Origin of the sequence: Trabulsiella odontotermitis, from assembly GCF_001188485.1 — a bacterium.
GTDB lineage: Bacteria > Pseudomonadota > Gammaproteobacteria > Enterobacterales > Enterobacteriaceae > Trabulsiella > Trabulsiella odontotermitis_A.
The window spans coordinates 14,538-33,539 of sequence record NZ_JNGH01000062.1 but is presented as its reverse complement, the minus strand read 5'-3'; the positions used below and the strand labels follow the sequence as shown (position 1 = coordinate 33,539).

Sequence of the window (19,002 nt, the reverse complement as noted above, 5' to 3'; positions counted from 1 at the left end):
GACCTGTTTGAGTCGCAAACAAACCGCGCCTATTTCCTTAATTGCACAATCCAGGCGAGGAATTCCCGGCCCACGGGCGTGATATCCGTTCCCTGTTTGGTTGAACCTGAATGCAACATGCCATGATATTTAAGCGTATCGAGGTGTCTGCGCAGCGCAGGGTGAGTTATTGCGGGATAATGGTCTTTTAGCATATCGAATATATGCTCTCGCCCTAACGAATGGCCTTTGGTCTTTTCATTAAAAATAGCGAGGAGGGTCCTGCAAATATCCAGCGTATGGTTGTTAACCATTTCCTCGTAAATCGCGGTAAATGGGGGCGCTTTTACCTCAACGGCGGGTGATGCATGGCTTGCCGAATGGAAATAACGGGGTAAATCGGCCGTCGTACAAACCCTATTCGGCGGAACCACGGCGCACAGGTAAGTCACCATATTCTGCAACTCCCTCACATTGCCGGGCCAGTCATAGGTATTGCAAAAATCCTCCAGCGCACTGTCGAATTTCAAATGGCGGGAATGCAGCGTTTCTGCAAAATACCTGATCAGAAATAGCACATCACCAGTGCGTTCACGCAAAGGGGGAATGTATAACGGGCACATGCAAAGCCGGTAAAAGAGATCTTTGCGAAATTGCTTATTCCTGCCGCCGCGACGGGCACCTGTAAACGCACCTTCTTCGTAGCCGAAGAGTTCGCTCTCAGCCAGCGTTTCCGGCAAAGCAGAGAAGTTGAATGCCACAAACGGGCCGCTGGCGCAGGCTGATGCCTGGTGAATCGACTGGGCAAACAGCTCCTTGCCCGTACCACTCTCGCTCTCAAGGAGCACCGTCAGCGGAGTACCGGCAAACCGGCGCGCCGTGTCTACCGCCTGGCGGATCGCGGGTGACTCCCCCAGGATATTGGCAAACGTATATTTCGCTGTCAGTCCAGTGCCTTTGAGTTTTCGACGGACTTTATTTTCCAGTTCCTGAACCCGGGTAACGGGTTTGACAATGATGAGTGTGCCAATATTTCCGCCTACCGGCTCGGAAACCGGTTTGATCTGCAGAACGTAATGCAACCCGTTAATCTTCGTTATAATTTCCTCGTCACAGTTTTCGCAGTACCAGGCGAAAGGTCGATCTAATTCGGAGAAAATATCGCCAAAACGCAAACTCGCGCCATCGGTTTTTCCCAGACTGGCGATAAGGCTTTCAGCCGCATTATTTTTAAAGAAGAGCCCGCCATTCTCATCAATGCCGAAGATGATCTCGTCAATATTATTGATAATAGAATGAAGGTAAGTCCTGGTGTTATTGTTCCGACGCGCCATCTGGAAAACCGAATCCATGTAGGTATGAACAATGGAATCGAGGACTTCCTCTGGAATATCGAGTATCTGAAGTATCCTGGCATAGGTGGTGATAGTGAGTTCTTTCACCCCAAGGTTGATAAATTCCATCCAGTCAGGAACATTTCTTTTACGGCCAGCCCCGACAGCGAACGACTGCGCCATTTTCTCTGGCTCCGGGCAATCCGGATAATAGGGCGAGATATTGAGGTGATTAACGCCAAAGCGCGCAATTTCCCAGATCAGATAATTGGCCCTTTCAAGGGAGTTATCGACGGCCAGCACGCTGGTATTTTTGGGGAGTTCAAGCAGACGCTCGAAATTTGATGGATTCACAAAGCGACCAGCCAGGAGTATCTGACAGTCATTCGGCAGCATCTTCTTTGCATACGCATAGCTGCCGGGATAGGTCGCGAGGTAGAGATCGTAGTCGGTAGGAATTTGCTCATCCATGCTCTTTTCGAGGCACCAACAGAGGATGTCAGCATATTCACCAATCAGGGTTCGGAGGCTGGCGCCTATTGCATCGCAGACAACTTCTGCCAGACCAATTACGCATAATTTTTTCTTCATTTTATTCATCGTTGAGTGCTGGTGTTGGGAGCAAATATCGATCAATACATTAATGTTACATCATGAACAAATACACGCTTTTCCCTGTGGAGTATGGGCGTAATGAGAACACAATATTGCCAACATAATTTCATTCTGAATATTTTCAGACAATCTCTCCTGAAAACGCAATTTCGAACGGTTTCGCCACGCGGCAACGTAATGATCTCTCAAAGTGATAATTTATCATTATCAATGCTTGTCTTTGCTCAAATATCAGACAGATATCCTGCCTAATCTCGGATTATCTTTCGCTTTTTTTACGATGCTCGTCACGTTTATCCATCGAGTTCTTCCATTCTGCCAATGTTGGCACACATCACGCATAGCTGTTCCGGTTTGCATCTTTATTGAGAGTTTTAGCCAGATTCTGGCTCTCCGATTGTCTCCTGGAATGAACAATCCTGGCCGTAAAAGGAAAGATGTCTCTTATGAATGAATCAGCGTTACGCAGTGGACTTTCAGCTTCCTCTTTCTCACCCGTCGATGAAATCCTTCCCATTGGGCAAATGTTCCTCTATGGCCTGCAACATGTCTTAGTGATGTACGCCGGTGCGGTCGCCGTTCCCCTGGTGGTCGGCAACGCCGTGGGGTTGCCGGTGGAACAGATAATCTTATTAATCAGTGCGGACCTGTTTATCTGCGGTGCCGCGACCATCATCCAGGCGCTGGGCGTCGGCCGCTGGCTGGGGTGCCGGTTGCCGCTGGTTCAGGGTTGCACCTTTGCCGCGCTGGTGCCGATGATCTTAATTGGCAAGGAGTACGGCATCGGTGGTGTTTCCGGGGCCGTGATTTGCGCCGGAGTCTTCACGCTGATTTGCGCGCCTTGGATTAGCCGCCTGGTTCGCTTTTTCCCCAAAGTGGTGATGGGCTCCATCGTGACATTAATTGGCCTGTCGATCATGCCGGTCGCCGGGAACTGGATTGGCGAAGGCGGCAGCGGGCAGGCGGCCTTTGGCGATTTAACCTCGCTGGCGATTGCCGCGGTGACGCTGTTCATCATTCTGAACGTCTATACCTTCGGCTCAGGAATGATAAAAAATATTGCGGTGCTGATTGGCTTAATCTCCGGCAGCTTTATCTGGTGGATGTTCAAATCGATCGATTTCCACCTTGTTGATTCCACGGCATGGCTCAGTTTCCCGCATGTCATGCGGATGGCAAAACCCGAATTCCATCTTATCCCCGTCGCCCTGCTGTCGATGACCATGGTGGTGGTGATGCTGGAAACCATGTCCTCGATTATGGCGACCGGCGACATCGTCGGTAAAAAAGCCAGTTCAGAAACGCTGCGTAACGGCTTAACCGCCTGCGGCCTGACCACCGCCATCGCTGGTTTTTTTAACCTGTTCCCATATGCAGCGTTTGCTCAGAACGTCGGTTTGATTGGCCTGACCGGGGTGCGCAGCCGCTTCGTCGTGGCTATCTCTGGTCTGATCTTAATGCTGATGGGCATGTTTTCGAAAATGGCGGCGCTGGTGGTGGTGATCCCCAAACCGGTGTTAGGCGGCGCGGGCGTGGTGATGTTCGGTATGGTGGTGGTGGCGGGCATTCGCACGCTGGGGAGCGTCAATTACCGCAACAACAACAACGGCATGGTGGTCGCCCTGACCATCGGCCTCGGGCTGATGCCGGTGCTGGTGCCGCACCTGTTCGATCAGTTCCCGCCGATGCTGAAAATGTTTCTTCACAGCGGCATTACCATCGGCACGGTGATCGCCATTCTGGCCAATCTGACGCTGAACGGGAAAAACCTGCCGATGTTCCTTGCCCATTCACATGAGACTAACGAACCCGACCCATTGCCTTCCAGCACCGCCGCGCGGCGGGTGGCGGTCAGAACGGTGCGGATGTGGCTGCTGCTGCGAAAAGTGAAGAAAGATGAAGGTCAGTAAACGAACGCTATTTAACCCGACTATCAACAACCGACAGTGAAAAGGGGAAGACTATGTGTGCCTTACGTTCAGCGTCGCAAGGACGCGTGGATGGACTCGCGAAAGTAAAAGGGACGGCGATTTACGGTGACGATATCACCCTGCCGGGCATGTTATATGGCGTGTGCCGCTATGCGGATATCCCGGCCGGAAAAATCGAACAGCTTGATTTGAATGACGCACTGGCGGTGGACGGCGTGGTGAAAATCGCCACCTGGCAGGACATCCCCGGTACGCCGGTGGTGGGCGTTATCGTGAAAGATTATCTGCCCATCGTGAAAGATGAGGTGGTATTTCACGGTGATGTGATCGCCGTCGTCGCCGCCACCAGTTATGCCGCCGCCTGCGAAGCGGCAGATAAAATTCGCGTGCGCTACACGCCGTATACGCCGTTAACTGACGTAGAAGCGGCACTGGCACCAGAGGCGCGCCTCATTCATCCCGATCGCAGCGATAACATTGCCGCGCATCATCACACCATTAAAGGCGACATCGACGCCGGTTTTGCTCAGGCCGTGCACGTGCTGGAGCGTGATTATGAAGTCGGGTTTCAGGAGCATGCCTATATTGAACCGGAAGTGGTGCTCACCTGGCTCGATCCGACTGACAGCAGCCTGATTATCTCCGGCTCGATTCAGAACCCGCACCGCGTGCGCGGTTTCGTCGCCAAATTCATGGGCTGCCCGCAAAGTCAGATCAACGTCAAACGCGCGGTGATGGGCGGGTCATTCGGCGGCAAAGACGACGTTATCGATCATCTTGCCTGCCGCTCTGCGTTGCTGACCCGCTTAACCGGTCGCCCGGTGAAATTTGCCTATAACCGTGAGCAATCGATCATCGAAAGCTGCAAGCGCCATCCCTACAAGATGAAGTACAAAGCCGGGCTGGACGAGACCGGGCGCATTGTGGCGATGAAGATCGATATTCTGGCGGACAGCGGCGGCTACGCGGCGTCATCGCCGTTCGTTACCTGGCGCTCCTCCGTGCAGGCCGCCGGGCCGTACAATATTCCTAACGTCCACATCGACGTAACGGCGGTTTACACCAATAACAGTTACACCTCAGCGATGCGCGGGTTTGGCTCACCGCAGGTGGTCTACGCCCATGAATCCTTCATGGATGAGATCGCTGAACAGCTGAACATGTCGCCGGTGGCGCTGCGGGAAATTAATGCCCTGCGCCAGGGAGACGCGTCCGTAACCGGACAGGTGTTCGACAAGCACACCGTGTCGGCGGTGGAAGTGCTGGAAAAAGCCACCGCCTCCTCAGAATTCATGGCGAAACGCCAGCATTACCGCGAACTTAACCAGCAGGGCGGCGTATACCGCTACGGTATTGGCCTCGCGCTGAGCTATCGCGGTTGCTCCATCGGTGCGGAAGGAGTGGACACCTCTACGGCGCTGATCCAGGTTAACGAGGATGGCAGCGTGAACATTGCCACTTCCGTGTCGGAAAATGGTCAGGGACTGCAAACCACCATGTCGTTGATTGCGGCAGACGCGTTTGGCATCGACCTGGCGGAAATTCATTTCAGCGAACCCCCGACTTCGGTGATCGGCGACGGCGGTTCGACGGCAGCCACACGCGGCACCATGGTCGGTGGCGGAGCGATCCTCGATGCCGCAGAAAAAATCAAACAGCGCATCCTGAACGTGACGGGGGAGAGCATCGGCACCAAAGTGCTGACTGACACCCTCTGGCAGGACGGTTTCATCATCAACAAGCATGACCAGAGCCGCCGTCTGGAATTCAAATCCGCGGTTAATCAAACCAAGGTACGTGCCGCCGCCGATTCACTGGGACGAAGAAAAAGGGTGCGGCAGCCCCTATTTCACCTGGGTATATGGCTGTCAGGTGGCGGAAGTCCGCGTGAACACCAGCACCGGAAAAACCGATCTCCTGCATGTCACCGCTGCCCATGACGTCGGGCATGTGCTCAACCCGGTCGGCTTTGAAGGCCAGGTCTGCGGCGGGGTGGCGCAGGGGTTTGGTTATGCGCTGCTGGAAGATTTCAATATCGAGCACGGTCAGGTCAAATCAGAAAACTTCGACAGCTATCTGCTGCCCACTATCAAAGATATCCCGCGGATCACCGTGATTGGCGTCGACAACAACCTGCCACTGACGCTTGAGCAGGTCATTCTCGGCTACAACCTCAAGAAACCGGCGCGGCAGAGCGAGCTGATGATTGAGCACGATAATAAAAAACAGGTGCTGCGCCTGACCGATGTGACGGTCAGCCGTCCGCAAAGCCTGGAAGCGGCATTAACGCTGCTGGCTGACGACGGCGTCAGCGCCATTGCGGGCGGAACGGATGTGATTGTGCAGGGGCGGCTGCAAACCCGACCGATGAAGCTGGTGGATATTTCTCACCTCGAGGAACTGACGGCCATTACTGAAGATCCGCACACGCATGAAGTCACCATCGGCGCGGCGGCGACCTTCAACCGCATCACGGACCATCCGCTACTGCGCGTGCGTTATCCGCTGCTGGTCGAGGCATGCCATACGGTAGGCTCACATCANNGGCGCCTCTATCCCCCCTGCCATTCTCTACGATGCGCGAATCGAACTGCGTTCCCGCTATGCCGTACGCAATATGTCCCTGGGGGAATTTTTATTGTCGGGATACAAAACTCAGCGCCAGCCTGACGAACTGCTGACGAAGGTGATCCTGCCGCCACCCGCCAGACCGGATGCGCGCGGGTTTTATCATCAACTCGGACGACGCAACGCCCTGAACATTACGCGCCAGAGCCTGACTGCGCTGATGCAATACGACGACAACGGGGTAGTGAGTTACTGTCGCCTGGTGGACGGCGCGTTGTTTAGCAAACCGCNCGGCAAGCGCTGGTCGGCGGCATACAAACAGCCGGTCTTTATCAACATGTTCCGCGACATGATGGCGGACGTACAAACCTCTTTTGGAAATGACACGAACAGGACGCAGCGATGAGCACAATTAAAGTGAAGATCAACGGCAAACTGGTAGAAGCTAACGTGGAAGGGAATATGCGGCTGTTAGATCTGGTCCGTGATACCTTCCGGCTGACGGCGACCAAAGAGGGATGCTCCATTGGGGAGTGCGGTGCCTGTACCGTGATCATGAATGGCAACGCGGTATGTTCCTGTCTGGTGCTGGCCGCCCAGTGCGATCAGGCGGAAATTACCACCCTGGAAGGGCTGAACGATAACCCGATCACGCAAAAGCTGCAGACCGCGTTTGTCGAAAAAGGGGGTGTTCAGTGCGGGTTTTGCACGCCCGGCGTGCTGGTCAGCGCTACGGCGTTACTGGAGAAAACCCCACAGCCGACGGATGAGCAGCTCAAGGATGTGCTGGAAGGAAATATCTGCCGCTGTACGGGCTACCAGCCGATCCTGGACTCCATCCATCACGCCCTGAAATCGTAAACACGCCGCATCGCCCGGGGACATGCTCCGGGTGTTGTATTTTTGTAAAGAATGTTAAATGCAGCGGCAAACATTGACCTTGCTCATCATTTTGTACAAAAAGTGACCATATTATAAAAATGCCAGAGGCCAACAGAGGAGGAAAGAGCATGAGCGTTGGCAGACTGAAACGCAACATGATGAAAAAACTCATCAATGCGCGTATCGACCTCAATGCCTATCTGCAGTTGAGAAAGGCGAAGGGATACATGTCAGTCAGCGAAAATGATCATCTACGTGAAAATCTGTTTGAACTGTGCAAGGAAATGATCAAAGAAGTCGTACCACTCAGGAAGGCCCTGACGCGAGAAGAGCGAGATGCGCTGCGTCAGGCGGGGGAGGCAGTCGCGTCCGCCGCGATTTGCCTGATGACCGGGCACCGTGATTGCCCATTATTTATCACTGTAAACGTAGAGACGCTTGAACGCTGTCTTGAAACACTGACATCAAGCATCCAGACACTGGATGCCGTTTCTTCACACGCGCATGTCTGAAATCAGGGGGAGCGAGGCTCCCCCTGTCTTATGGCGCCGTGTGTTCTGCAGACTGTTTTTTCCTGCAATAAATCAACGAACTCATTTTTATCGCCTCGGATAGCAAAAACAGCCCCACGTTAACAGCGAGCATCGAAAACCCTGTCAGGGTTAAAACAATCGGGAAAATTGCGATGGAGCATTTTATGGTGATGAATCGCAGAATTTCCTGAGCACAAGCAAAAGGAATTGCTGCTGCTTTTTTACGTAAGAATAAAAAAGCGGAGACAGGAAGTGAAATTAGCATCAGAAGGTTGCAAATAAAATACCCGAATAACAAGATGCTGGAGCTGTTGCCTTCGGTGACGTTTTCAACGATGGCAATGACAGCATGTATGTCCGAAATAAATGGCATTCTGTGTCTTGCCAGTGAGAAGAGGCAGTATGACAGAAAGGCAATAACATCCATAATGCCCCAGAACAGAAAAATGTTATTTTTTGAATTCATAATCTTCATCTTTTACTCCAGGAATCCATTGCCATGAAGAACCTGATACGGTCCATGCATCATCACTTTCCAGGTATCGTTGCATAGTGCTTCGTTCATCGCCATAGCGTCGAATCACCGATCTCTCTGAGACGATCTTCATATTATCGTCAGTTAAATGCTGAGGAAAAGGTGACCATACCTGAATTTGACTCCTGAGAGTATTAGCGAAGTCTTTACCCTCAGACATGAAAAGTCTACCTTCATCACCCATACTTGTCGCTCTGTTTATTGCCATAACTCCAAGGTTTAGAAAGAAATGGTAGTCATTATCTATGGTTTTCCAGTAACCTGGACCATATTCCTTCGTTACAGGGATATAAGAACTCCTTGTTGGTTTGGGTTTTCCCGATCTTAAGACGGATATCCTAAAATAGTGAAGGATTTTATTTATATATAACCGGTCATACAGGAAATCATCAACGCAAAATAATTCTGAGCTTTCTGCTATAAAAAAAGGATGCGTAATGCGAGTTCTTTTCTCTCTTGTTGTCATTACAATATCACCATACTTCACAAGTTTGTAGATACCATCCATTCTATGTTGGTGGAATAGCGAATGAGGAGGAGGACTGTATAAGGGGTTTTTAAACGCAAAATGAAAATTGTCAATATGGTTTGTTGGGCCGTGCTCTTCAATGATTTGATAATCTCTATCAATGATTTCATGAGTTACATTCGGAGAGGTAATATTTTCAAATTCTTTTGGATTAAGATATTCACGACGCAAATCATAGACAGACATAGAATGATTTCACTCCTGTGATTATTGGTGGTTTTTTAATTAAAATAATGGCTCTTTGTTTAGGAAATACCGTATAAATTTGCGATAAATTAAAATGTGATCCCCACCATATTAATAAAGGCGAGGGTTTTTTATTCGTGTCTATGAGTGTCCGATCGCACAACCAGCTTAAGTTTTTGTAAAAATCCCCTCATGACGATTCGTGCTGGCTACCCTTATTCCAGAGTCGATAAAAAGGAGCCAGCCATGCGCCTTACTGTTCCCACACTACTGCTGTCTGCGATGCTGATGGCTTCTGCGCATGCCGCAGAGGTGAACGTCGAGGTATTGCAGCGCAAACTCGATCATCCCTGGTCGCTGGCGTTTTTGCCGGACAACAACGGCATGCTCATCACACTGCGTGGCGGGCAGTTACGCCACTGGCAGCCGGATAAGGGGCTGTCTGATCCCATCACCGGTGTGCCGCGGGTCTGGAATAACGGGCAGGGCGGGCTGTTTGATGTGGTACTGGCGCCGGACTTTGAAGCATCGCGCCGGATCTGGCTGAGTTACGCCGAGGTGGGTGATGATGGAAAAGCGGGAACTGCCGTGGGGTATGGCCGCCTCAGTGACGACCTCAAACGGCTGGAGGCTTTTCAGGTGGTGTTCCGTCAGATGCCGAAACTTTCCACCGGCAACCATTTCGGCGGGCGGCTGGTGTTTGACGGTAAAGGTTATCTGTTTATCGGACTCGGCGAAAATAATCAGCGACCGACGGCGCAGGATCTGGACAAGCTGCAGGGCAAAGTCGTGCGGCTGACGGATCAGGGCAAGGTGCCAAACGATAACCCGTTTGTTGATAGAGCGGGCGCGCGGCCGGAAATCTGGTCGTACGGCATCCGCAATCCGCAGGGCATGGCGCTGAACCCCTGGAGCAACACAGTGTGGCTTAATGAGCACGGGCCGCGCGGCGGTGATGAAATTAATATTCCCGAAAAGGGCAAAAACTACGGCTGGCCGCTGGCGACGCACGGCATCAACTACAGTGGATTGCCCATCCCGGAAGCGAAAGGTAAACAGGTGGCAGGCACCGAGCCGCCGCTGTTCTGGTGGGAGAAATCCCCGGCGGTAAGCGGAATGGCGTTCTACAACGCGAAGACGTTCCCGCAGTGGCAGCAGAAGCTGTTTATCGGTGCCCTGAAAGATGAAGATGTGATTGTGTTGAGCGTTAACGGCAAGAAGGTGACCGAAGACGGGCGAATTCTTGGGGATCGCAAACAGCGCATTCGTGACGTGCGCGTCGGACCCGATGGTTATCTGTATGTCTTAACCGATGAGTCCGACGGCGAGTTGCTGAAAGTCAGCCCGCAGAAGTAATCAGGTAACCGGAATGGCGATAACGTTCTGGAACGCCGGGCGCTCAGCCAGCTGTTTATACCAGCGCTGCAGGTGAGGGCGCGGTTGCCAGGTATCTACTGTCTGCAGCAGGTTATAGACAAACGGCGCGATGGCGATGTCGCCTGCACCGAATTCCTCACCTGAGAGCCAACGGTGCGTTGCCAGTTCGTTATCCAGAATCGCGAACAGCGGTTCGCAGGCGGCGATGCCTGCGGTAATAGCCGCCATATCGCGCTGTTCCACCGGCGTTCTCACCAGCCCCATCAGGATCACGCGATGCGCCGGGGAGAGCGTGCCGTTAGCCCAGTCCATCCATTTTTCACCCTGCGCGCGCTGCGCCGGTGAGTCTACCCATAAACGCCCCTGACCATATTGCGCCAGCAGGTAACGCACGATGGTATTGGATTCCCACAGCACCAGATCGGTCTCGTCATCACGCAGCAGCGGCACCAGGCCGTTCGGGTTCATCGCCAGGTAGTTCGCATCATGGTTAATACCGAATTCCAGCCCGGCCAGAATTTGATCGTAAGGTAACCCGAGCTCTTCCAGCGTCCAGCGAACTTTTTTGACGTTTGTTGAGTTGTTTCTGCCCCACAGCGTTATCATAAAAAACTCCTGCTTTCGTGATGTTGCGTCTTGGTTGCGACGGTCAGTTATGTTGAGCGAAAGTCAGGCGGTAAGCAATCGTGATCAAAAAAAACACTGAGTTTTCGGCACGGTGGCGAGTTATTGCGTAAACTTTAAAAACTTTACCAACTCACTGTTTCTTTGCGGTCATTTCTACGTTATTACTCACCATTTGGTGCGTATTAGCGCTTTTTTGGAATGGATACTTGGGTGGCTCTTATGACGCGTGATGCATTCTCTCTTCGCAGCCTGGCAGCAGGCTCCGCACTATTACTTCTCGTTGTTCCTTCCCTTTATGCCGCGGAACAAACCCCTGCCGCGCCCCCGGCTCCGGCTGTTGATGCGCGAGCGTGGATCCTGATGGATTACGCCAGCGGCAAGGTGCTGACGGAAGGTAACGCCGATGAACAACTCGACCCTGCCAGCCTGACGAAAATCATGACCAGCTACGTGGTGGGCCAGGCGCTGAAGGCAGGCAAAATCAAGCTGACGGACAGCGTCACCATTGGTAAAGATGCCTGGGCGACCGGCAACCCGGCGCTGCGTGGCTCATCGGTCATGTTCCTCAAGCCGGGCGATCAGGTCTCGGTGGAGGATCTGAACAAAGGGGTGATTATTCAGTCGGGGAATGATGCCAGCATCGCGATTGCTGATTACGTCGCCGGTAGCCAGGATTCCTTCGTCGGTCTGATGAACGGCTATGCGCAGAAGCTGGGGCTGACCAAAACCACCTTCAAAACGGTGCACGGTCTGGATGCGCCGGGGCAGTTCAGTACCGCCCGTGACATGGCGTTGCTGACCAAAGCGATGATCCATGACGTGCCGGACGAGTACGCTATTCACAAAGAAAAAGAGTTCACCTTCAATAAAATTCGCCAGCCGAACCGTAACCGACTGCTGTGGAATACCAGCCTGAACGCCGACGGCGTGAAGACCGGGACCACTGCTGGCGCGGGGTATAATCTGGTGTCGTCCGCGTCGCAAGGGGAGATGCGACTGATTGCCGTGGTGCTGGGCACCAAAACCGATCGAATTCGTTTTAATGAATCCGAAAAATTGCTGACGTGGGGATTCCGCTTCTATGAAACCGTGACCCCGATAAAACCGGACGCCACCTTTGTCGAGCAGCGTGTCTGGTATGGCGACACCCGCGAGGCCAAACTTGGCGCGGGTGACGCGGGTTCCATTACGATTCCGAAAGGCCAGTTGAAAAACCTCAAGGCCAGCTACACGCTGAATCAGCCGCAACTGACCGCGCCGCTGAGCAAAGGGCAGGTGGTCGGCACCATCGACTTTAAACTCAACGACAAAACCATTGAGCAGCGTCCGCTGATTGTGATGGAAGAGGTGAAAGAGGGCGGATTCTTCAGCCGTATCGTGGATTTCGTGCTGATGAAATTCCACGAATGGTTTGGCGGCTGGTTCTGATAGTCCCGACCGTTCCGCCGGGCACGGTCAATACAGCAGTGTAATGTTATGCGTTTTTGCCAGCGCCACGATGTCGTCATCAGGGCGGGTGTCGCTGGCAATCGTATCGAATTCCTTCACATCGCCCATTCTCGCCGGGCGTACTTTGCCAAATTTACTGTGATCGACCACCAGCACGTGACGGTGCGACTGGCGCATCGCCCAGTGTTTCACCGGCAATTCTTCGAGATTAAAACAGGTCGCGCCCTGCACCGCATGCACGCCAGCCGCCGAGTAAAAGGCGATATCCGGGCAGAGATGATTCAGGGTGTCGTGAAAATCAAGCGGTTTGAAAATCGCGTTGCTGGCGTGAAACTCGCCGCCACAGAGGATCACCCGGCAGTGCGGTTTTTCCTGTAACGCCAGAAAGGTATTCAGCGAGTAGCAGACGCCGGTGAAGGGGAGTTCGTTGTCAATGGCTTCAATCACCCACGGCGTGGTGGTGCCGCAGTCGAAAAACGCCATCTGATGGGCTTCCAGCAGCGCCGCGGCATGGCGTGCGGCGCGGCGTTTTTCATCGACCAGGCGGGATTTTTGATCGCTCAGCAGATAGTGGCTGGCGCTGCGGGGCTCCAGCACAATATAGCCGCCCAGCAGCACAACCGGCCCGCTGTGGCTGTTGAGATCGCGACGAATGGTCATTTCTGACACGCCCAGCAATGCAGCCGCTTCTTTAAGGTGAAGCTTATCGCTACGCTTTANNCCAGACAACCGCTCATGCCGGTCAGGAAACCGCCCAGCATGTCCATCGGCCAGTGAACGCCGAGGAAAATGCGCGACCAGGCGATTGCGATGGCGGTTACTATCAAAATGGCGCCTGACCACAGGCGATGCCAGAACAGGAACGCCAGCGCAAAGGTAAAGATTGCGGTACCGTGATCGCTCGGGAACGAGTCATCCGGCGCATGGTGCAGGAACGTATAGCCGACGCCCTCGACAAACGGTCTTTCGTGCGGGTAGAGGTGGCCGACAACCCACGAAAGCGACATGCTGACGACCATCGCCAGCGCCATTTTGATCACCAGTTTGCGCTGATCGCTGACCTGTTCACGCGGTCCCCATAACCACAGCGCGACCGCCATCAGCGGCACAATGCTGATCAGATCGTTGGCGATAAAAACCGCCAGTGAGATTAACCATGACGGCGACGCAGGCGTGGCATTAATCAGTGAAAACAAGGTGTAGTTGATATTTTCCAGCATACTTTCCAGACTCATTACATTGGGGCAAAAAATGCCGCGCCAGACGGGTGTTATTCGCCTTCACCTTAAAAGCGATGACCACAGCGGTAAATTCACTTTGTCTTAGTTGTCCGCAGTTTACGAACAATCCGAGGAAGGGTTACCGGTCCTGCATCATTAGCCGCAAGTATATGAGTCGTTACTTAAGCGAACCTTAAACGAGTGAAAAAATGTGAAACTCGCGTCTGTCGATCACAATGTTGTATCCCCCTGTCCGGGATTTCATTACACTTTGCGCGATTTTTTATGAATAAGAGTAAGTATGCAAAATCATTCGCTTTCCGGTAAACGTCTGGGTCGCCAGGCGTTACTGTTTCCTCTCTGTCTCGTGCTCTATGAATTCTCCACCTATATCGGCAATGACATGATCCAACCGGGCATGCTGGCGGTGGTGGAGCAGTATCAGGCGGGCATTGAATGGGTGCCGACGTCGATGACGGCTTATCTGGCAGGAGGCATGTTTTTACAATGGCTGTTGGGGCCGCTGTCTGACCGTATCGGTCGCCGTCCGGTAATGCTGACCGGCGTGGTGTGGTTTGTCATCACCTGCCTCGCCACGCTGCTGGCGCAAAATATTGAACAGTTCACCTTCCTGCGCTTTTTGCAGGGGATCAGCCTGTGCTTTATTGGCGCGGTGGGGTACGCCGCGATCCAGGAGTCGTTTGAAGAGGCGGTGTGCATCAAAATTACCGCCCTGATGGCCAACGTGGCGTTGATAGCGCCTCTTTTAGGGCCGCTGGTGGGGGCGGCGTGGGTGCATATCGCGCCGTGGGAAACCATGTTTGTGCTCTTTGCGCTGCTGGCGGCCATCTCGTTCGTCGGGTTGCAGCGCGCGATGCCGGAAACCGCCACGCGGCTCGGTGAGAAGCTTTCGCTGAAGGATCTGGGCCAGGATTACGGTGCGGTACTGAAAAACCGGCGTTTTGTCGCCGGGTCGCTGGCGATAGGGTTTGTCAGCCTGCCGTTGCTGGCGTGGATTGCCCAGTCGCCGGTTATTATCATCAGCGGCGAGCAGGCCAGCTCTTATGAATATGGCCTGCTTCAGGTGCCGATTTTCGGCGCGTTGATTGTCGGTAACCTGGTGCTGGCGCGGCTGACGTCGCGTCGTACNCCCCTGCCGCGACGGTGGTGTCCAGCCATGCATATCTGTGGATGACCGCCGGGCTCAGCCTTTACGCCTTTGGCATCGGCATCGCGAACGCCGGTCTGGTGCGCCTGACGCTGTTTGCCAGCGATATCAGTAAAGGGACGGTTTCCGCGGCGATGGGCATGCTGCAGATGCTGATTTTTACCGTCGGCATTGAGGTCAGCAAATATGCGTATCTGTGGGGTGGCAACGGCCTGTTCAGCGTTTTCAACCTGCTGAACGGGGTGCTGTGGCTGGCGCTGACGATCTATTTCCTGAAGGATAAAACCGTCGGCGCCTCCCGCGAAGGGTAAAAATCAACGAAAAGGCGTGTCCTGATTGAGCGCCTTTTCGATTATCGCCAGCACCCCTTCGTCGTTATTGTGCGGCGCCTCGAAACGGGCGACCGCTTTCACCGCAGGCGAAGCATTCGCCATCGCAAAGCCGTAACCCGCCTGACGCAGCATTTCGAGATCGTTACCGCTGTCGCCAAACGCCAGCACGTCTTTATCCTCAATGCCCCACTGCGCCTGCAACAGCCGCAGACCGTTGGCTTTATGAATGCCAGGGACGATCAGGTCAATACTGCCGTGGCCGGTGGTCACCGCGGTCATGATATCGCCCAGTTCCTCGTGCAGCAGCGCCTGCATCTCCGGCACCAGACTGTCATCGATATTCAGGCCAAACTTGAGGAAGGTGTCGTCAATGTTACTGAAATCGTCCACCCGTTCGAGACGATGGTAATAGCGCGCCGCCATGGTGACAAAAGCGTCATCATACTCGCGCAAGGTGTAGGCGCTGTTTTTGCCGCAGGCGATGATTTCAATCTCTGACCGCGTCTGCAGATAACGCACCACCTCATCCCCTCCCCAGCCGCCGTTTTCGGCAACAAAAGCAATCTCTGAGGCAATTTCAGGAAAGAAGGATTTCAACTGGTAATACTGGTTGCCGCTGGCGACCACAAAGCGAATGCCCTGTTGCTTCATGCGCTGATACTGCTGCTGAAAACGCGCCCGGTTATAGGTTTTTGCGTCGTTCAGAAACGTGCCGTCCATATCGACCGCAATCAGTTTTACGCTCATCAATTTTTCTCCATGACAGGTTCAGCATCAGGTTTCGCCACCGCACGCGCCACCAGCGCGGCGANNAGCCGAGCAGCGGCGGGCCAACCAGAAACGCCAGATAACCGGTGGTCGCCACTACGCTGACGCGGGTCGGCGCATCCGGCCCGGTGTCGCTGGCAGCAGAAATAGTGAGCGGGAAGCCCAATGAGGCACCAAGTCCCCAGAGCACCACGGAAACCCCGGCGACCCAGGCGCTGTCGACAAAAATAATCAACGCGATCCCCAGTGCGCCCATCATGGCACTGGCGCGGACAACCGCCACGCGGCTGTAGCGGTCAATAAACCAGCCGCCGGTGAAGCGCCCGACGGTCATGCCGAGGGTAAAACCGNCCGCCCCCGCCAGTAAAATATGGATACTGGCCGGAACGCCAAGCCCGGTGACCATCATGCCAATTCCCGCACCCACCAGGGTGCCGAAACTGTAAAACCCATGCATCATCGGCAGCACGGTCTTGTTCATTTCGCGCTCAACGGCGGCGCCTTCCACGTTAATTGCCACTTCCGCCGCGCCAAAGCTGCCGCCGAACACGCACAGGCCGAGGGCAAACACTACCGGCGAGGCGAGCCACAAGGCGAAGCTCAGAATAACGATGCCCAGCACCGCGCAGGACATGGTGGCGCGAATGACGCTGCGGGTGCCGTAGCGCTTGACCAGCCATGCGGAACAGAGGATGCCGCTCATTGACCCTACCGACAGGCCAAACAGCACCACGCCCATTTCCGCCGTGGAAACGGATAACACGTCGCGAATCGCCGGAGTGCGGGTTGCCCAGGAGGCCATCAATAAGCCAGGAAGGAAAAACAAAGTAAACAGTGCCCACATGCGTAACCGCAGGGCTTTGCGAGAGTGTTCTGTCGTCATCCCATAACGCCTGATAAAAGTGATACCCGACACAGTAGCAGAAAGCGGGCAGGGCTGTCGTGGTTCGGAGGGGAGCAGAAAAGAAAAAACCCATCAACCTTGAACCGAAACGGCGGGGTTGATGGGCTCCACAAAATGGGGACATCAAAGAAAAGCAGTGGCATTACTTATGACTGATGTCCGACAAAAAAGTTCTGTAGTTCACATAAATTTTTTCTTCTGCTTGCAAACTTCAGTTTTATCCTAATCCCGGCCAGATGATGATGATGAGTGTACCCGCCAGGGTTAACAGGACGTTGGCTATCGCGTAGGTGCCTGCGTAGCCCAGCGCCGGGATGTTACTGCGTGCAGTATCGCTGATGATTTCCATCGCCGGGGCACAGGTGCGGGCACCCATTATCGCGCCGAACAGCAGCGCGCGGTTCATGCGTAAAACGTATGCCCCAAACAGGAAGCAAATCACCACCGGCACCAGGCTGACGATCAGTCCGGCAATCAGCATTTGTCCGCCGACCGCGCCAAGGCTGTGTGTCAGGCCGCTGCCCGCGCTCAGGCCGACGCCCGCCATAAACACCATCAGGCCGAACTCTTTTACCATGTTCAGCGCGCCCTGCGGAATGTAGCCGAAGGTCGGGTGGTTGGCTCGCAGGAAGCCCAGCATGATCCCGGCGAACAGCAGACCGGCGGCATTGCCGATGCCAAAGCTAAAGGTGCTGAACTGGAAAGAGATCATGCCGATCATCAGGCCAATAATGAAGAAGGCGCAGAAGGCGAGCAGGTCGGTGACCTGGCTGTGTATAGAGATAAATCCGATGCGGTCAGCAATGGTCTTCACCCGGCGCGTATCGCCGCTGACCTGCAACACATCGCCTTTGTTAAGCACCACGTTGTCGTCGATCGGCATTTCAATCTGGCTGCGGATCACGCGGTTCAGGAAGCAGCCGTGGTCGGTGAGTTTTAACTGGGCGAGGCGGCGACCGACAGCGTTGTGGTTTTTCACCACGATCTCTTCCGTCACAATACGCATATCCAGCAGGTCGCGGTCAAACACCTCTTTACCGTTACGGAAACTGGGGTCGAGGCGAGCGTGGGCGTCCGGGTACCCGACCAGCGCGATTTCATCACCCAGTTGCAGCACCGCATCGCCATCCGGCGTGGCGAGAATGCCGTTACGACGAATGCGCTCAATGTAGCAGCCCGTCTGGCGATAGATGCCCAGCTCGCGCAGGTTTTTACCGTCAGCCCAGGCCACCAGTTCAGGGCCAACGCGATAGGCGCGGATCACCGGCAGGTAAACTTTTCGGTTAGTGTCGGTATCAAGACCGCGCTCGCGGGCGATTTGCTGGGCGCTGGTCTGTAGATCCTGATGCTGCAGTTTTGGCAGATAACGTGCGCCGACAATCAGGCTTACCAGACCAATCAGATAGGTCAGGGCATAGCCGAGGCTCAGGTGGTCGAGCGCCGTAGAGAGTTGCGTCCCGGTCATGCCAGAATGGCGCAGCGTATCACCCGCGCCGACCAGTACCGGCGTGGAGGTCATCGAACCGGCGAGCATCCCCGCCGTCAGGCCAATATCCCAGCCAAACAGTTTTCCGAGACCCAACGCAATAATCAGCGCGCTACCGACCATCACCAGCGCCAGCATCAGATAATTCTTACCGTCGCGAAAAAAAATAGAGAAAAAGTTAGGTCCGGCTTCCACGCCGACACAAAAAATAAACAGCATAAAGCCCAGATTTAATGCGTCAGTGTTAATGCTGAAATGCTGTTGACCTAATAAGAGGGAGACCACTAAAACGCCAATGGAATTACCGAGTTGGACCGGACCCAGACGCAATTTCCCAAGACAAAGACCGAGCGCCAGTACCACAAATAATAACAGGATGTAATTCCCATTTAACAAATCTGCGACGTTTATATTCACGGAAGCTAACTTCTTGTTTACTAGTAAGTTGTTGAAAGAAATGGTTATTTGGGCTAAGGTTTCCCTGAAATCTGAAAGGGAAAATGCGCTTTTCCTGAAACTGTAATAACCATCAAATTAAGCCGGTTAGTTTAATCGTTCCGCGATGCTACGGCTAGTCAC

At 53.9% G+C, this 19,002-nt stretch carries 12 protein-coding genes and 4 pseudogenes; 7 read left to right on the top strand and 9 right to left on the bottom strand.

What is annotated here, in order from left to right:
• Positions 1-29 precede the first annotated feature (29 nt).
• Positions 30-1,913, bottom strand: a complete 1,884-nt coding sequence (locus GM30_RS05155; RefSeq protein WP_049847755.1) for a sigma 54-interacting transcriptional regulator — start codon at positions 1,911-1,913, stop codon at positions 30-32.
• Positions 1,914-2,374: 461 nt separating this feature from the next.
• On the opposite strand from GM30_RS05155, the gene GM30_RS05150 reads away from it, so the two are divergent.
• The 4 genes and pseudogenes from GM30_RS05150 (at position 2,375) to GM30_RS05135 (ending at position 7,821) form a co-directional block, all read left to right on the top strand.
• A complete protein-coding gene (locus GM30_RS05150) occupies positions 2,375-3,838 on the top strand; it encodes a nucleobase:cation symporter-2 family protein (protein WP_049847754.1) in 1,464 nt (487 codons plus the stop codon).
• 53 nt (positions 3,839-3,891) lie between these two features.
• Positions 3,892-6,833: pseudogene (locus tag GM30_RS05145) on the top strand (molybdopterin cofactor-binding domain-containing protein).
• The gene (locus GM30_RS05140) at positions 6,830-7,288 is read left to right on the top strand and encodes a (2Fe-2S)-binding protein (RefSeq protein WP_049847753.1); all 459 of its coding nucleotides are present in this window, start codon (positions 6,830-6,832) and stop codon (positions 7,286-7,288) included. Before GM30_RS05145 ends, GM30_RS05140 begins: the two are co-directional and overlap by 4 nt.
• Before the next feature lie 149 nt (positions 7,289-7,437).
• Positions 7,438-7,821, top strand: a complete 384-nt coding sequence (locus tag GM30_RS05135) for a biofilm formation regulator BssR (RefSeq protein ID WP_049847752.1) — start codon at positions 7,438-7,440, stop codon at positions 7,819-7,821.
• A 28-nt stretch (positions 7,822-7,849) separates the two neighbouring features.
• Here the strand turns inward: GM30_RS05135 and GM30_RS05130 are convergent, their stop codons facing one another.
• Together GM30_RS05130 and GM30_RS23795 are read right to left on the bottom strand one after the other, a co-directional pair.
• Positions 7,850-8,317, bottom strand: coding sequence for a hypothetical protein (locus GM30_RS05130; protein ID WP_049847751.1), 468 nt, complete (start codon positions 8,315-8,317; stop codon positions 7,850-7,852).
• Positions 8,292-9,092: a DUF8093 domain-containing protein gene (locus GM30_RS23795; protein ID WP_072094036.1), complete on the bottom strand. Its 801-nt coding sequence runs from the start codon at positions 9,090-9,092 to the stop codon at positions 8,292-8,294. The genes GM30_RS05130 and GM30_RS23795 overlap by 26 nt, the downstream gene beginning before the upstream one ends.
• 246 nt (positions 9,093-9,338) lie before the next feature.
• Here GM30_RS23795 and GM30_RS05125 point away from each other — a divergent pair, with 246 nt between their 5' ends.
• The gene (locus tag GM30_RS05125) at positions 9,339-10,448 is read left to right on the top strand and encodes a PQQ-dependent sugar dehydrogenase (RefSeq protein WP_049847750.1); all 1,110 of its coding nucleotides are present in this window, start codon (positions 9,339-9,341) and stop codon (positions 10,446-10,448) included.
• Here GM30_RS05125 and GM30_RS05120 read toward each other — a convergent pair whose 3' ends face one another.
• A complete protein-coding gene (locus GM30_RS05120; RefSeq protein ID WP_049847749.1) occupies positions 10,449-11,075 on the bottom strand; it encodes a glutathione S-transferase family protein in 627 nt (208 codons plus the stop codon). It lies immediately after the preceding gene.
• Between the two features lie 240 nt (positions 11,076-11,315).
• Here GM30_RS05120 and dacC point away from each other — a divergent pair, with 240 nt between their 5' ends.
• Complete coding sequence (dacC, locus tag GM30_RS05115; protein ID WP_049847748.1) at positions 11,316-12,524, top strand: serine-type D-Ala-D-Ala carboxypeptidase; 1,209 nt, start codon at positions 11,316-11,318, stop codon at positions 12,522-12,524.
• 27 nt (positions 12,525-12,551) lie between these two features.
• Here dacC and deoR read toward each other — a convergent pair whose 3' ends face one another.
• Together deoR and ybjG are read right to left on the bottom strand one after the other, a co-directional pair.
• A complete protein-coding gene (deoR, locus tag GM30_RS05110; RefSeq protein WP_049847778.1) occupies positions 12,552-13,319 on the bottom strand; it encodes a DNA-binding transcriptional repressor DeoR in 768 nt (255 codons plus the stop codon).
• Positions 13,268-13,765: pseudogene (ybjG, locus tag GM30_RS05105) on the bottom strand (undecaprenyl-diphosphate phosphatase); the annotation flags it as partial. The pseudogene ybjG and the gene deoR, both read right to left, overlap by 52 nt.
• A gap of 301 nt (positions 13,766-14,066) precedes the next feature.
• On the opposite strand from ybjG, the pseudogene GM30_RS05100 reads away from it, so the two are divergent.
• Positions 14,067-15,244 (top strand): annotated as a pseudogene (locus GM30_RS05100) (MdfA family multidrug efflux MFS transporter).
• A gap of 3 nt (positions 15,245-15,247) precedes the next feature.
• Here GM30_RS05100 and GM30_RS05095 read toward each other — a convergent pair.
• The 3 genes and pseudogenes from GM30_RS05095 to GM30_RS05085 all read right to left on the bottom strand — a co-directional run bounded on the left by GM30_RS05095 (position 15,248) and on the right by GM30_RS05085 (position 18,840).
• Positions 15,248-16,012, bottom strand: coding sequence for a Cof-type HAD-IIB family hydrolase (locus GM30_RS05095; RefSeq protein WP_049847747.1), 765 nt, complete (start codon positions 16,010-16,012; stop codon positions 15,248-15,250).
• Positions 16,012-16,916: pseudogene (locus GM30_RS05090) on the bottom strand (MFS transporter). Before GM30_RS05090 ends, GM30_RS05095 begins: the two are co-directional and overlap by 1 nt.
• Before the next feature lie 238 nt (positions 16,917-17,154).
• Positions 17,155-18,840, bottom strand: coding sequence for an aspartate:alanine antiporter (locus tag GM30_RS05085; protein WP_049847745.1), 1,686 nt, complete (start codon positions 18,838-18,840; stop codon positions 17,155-17,157).
• Positions 18,841-19,002 lie beyond the last annotated feature (162 nt).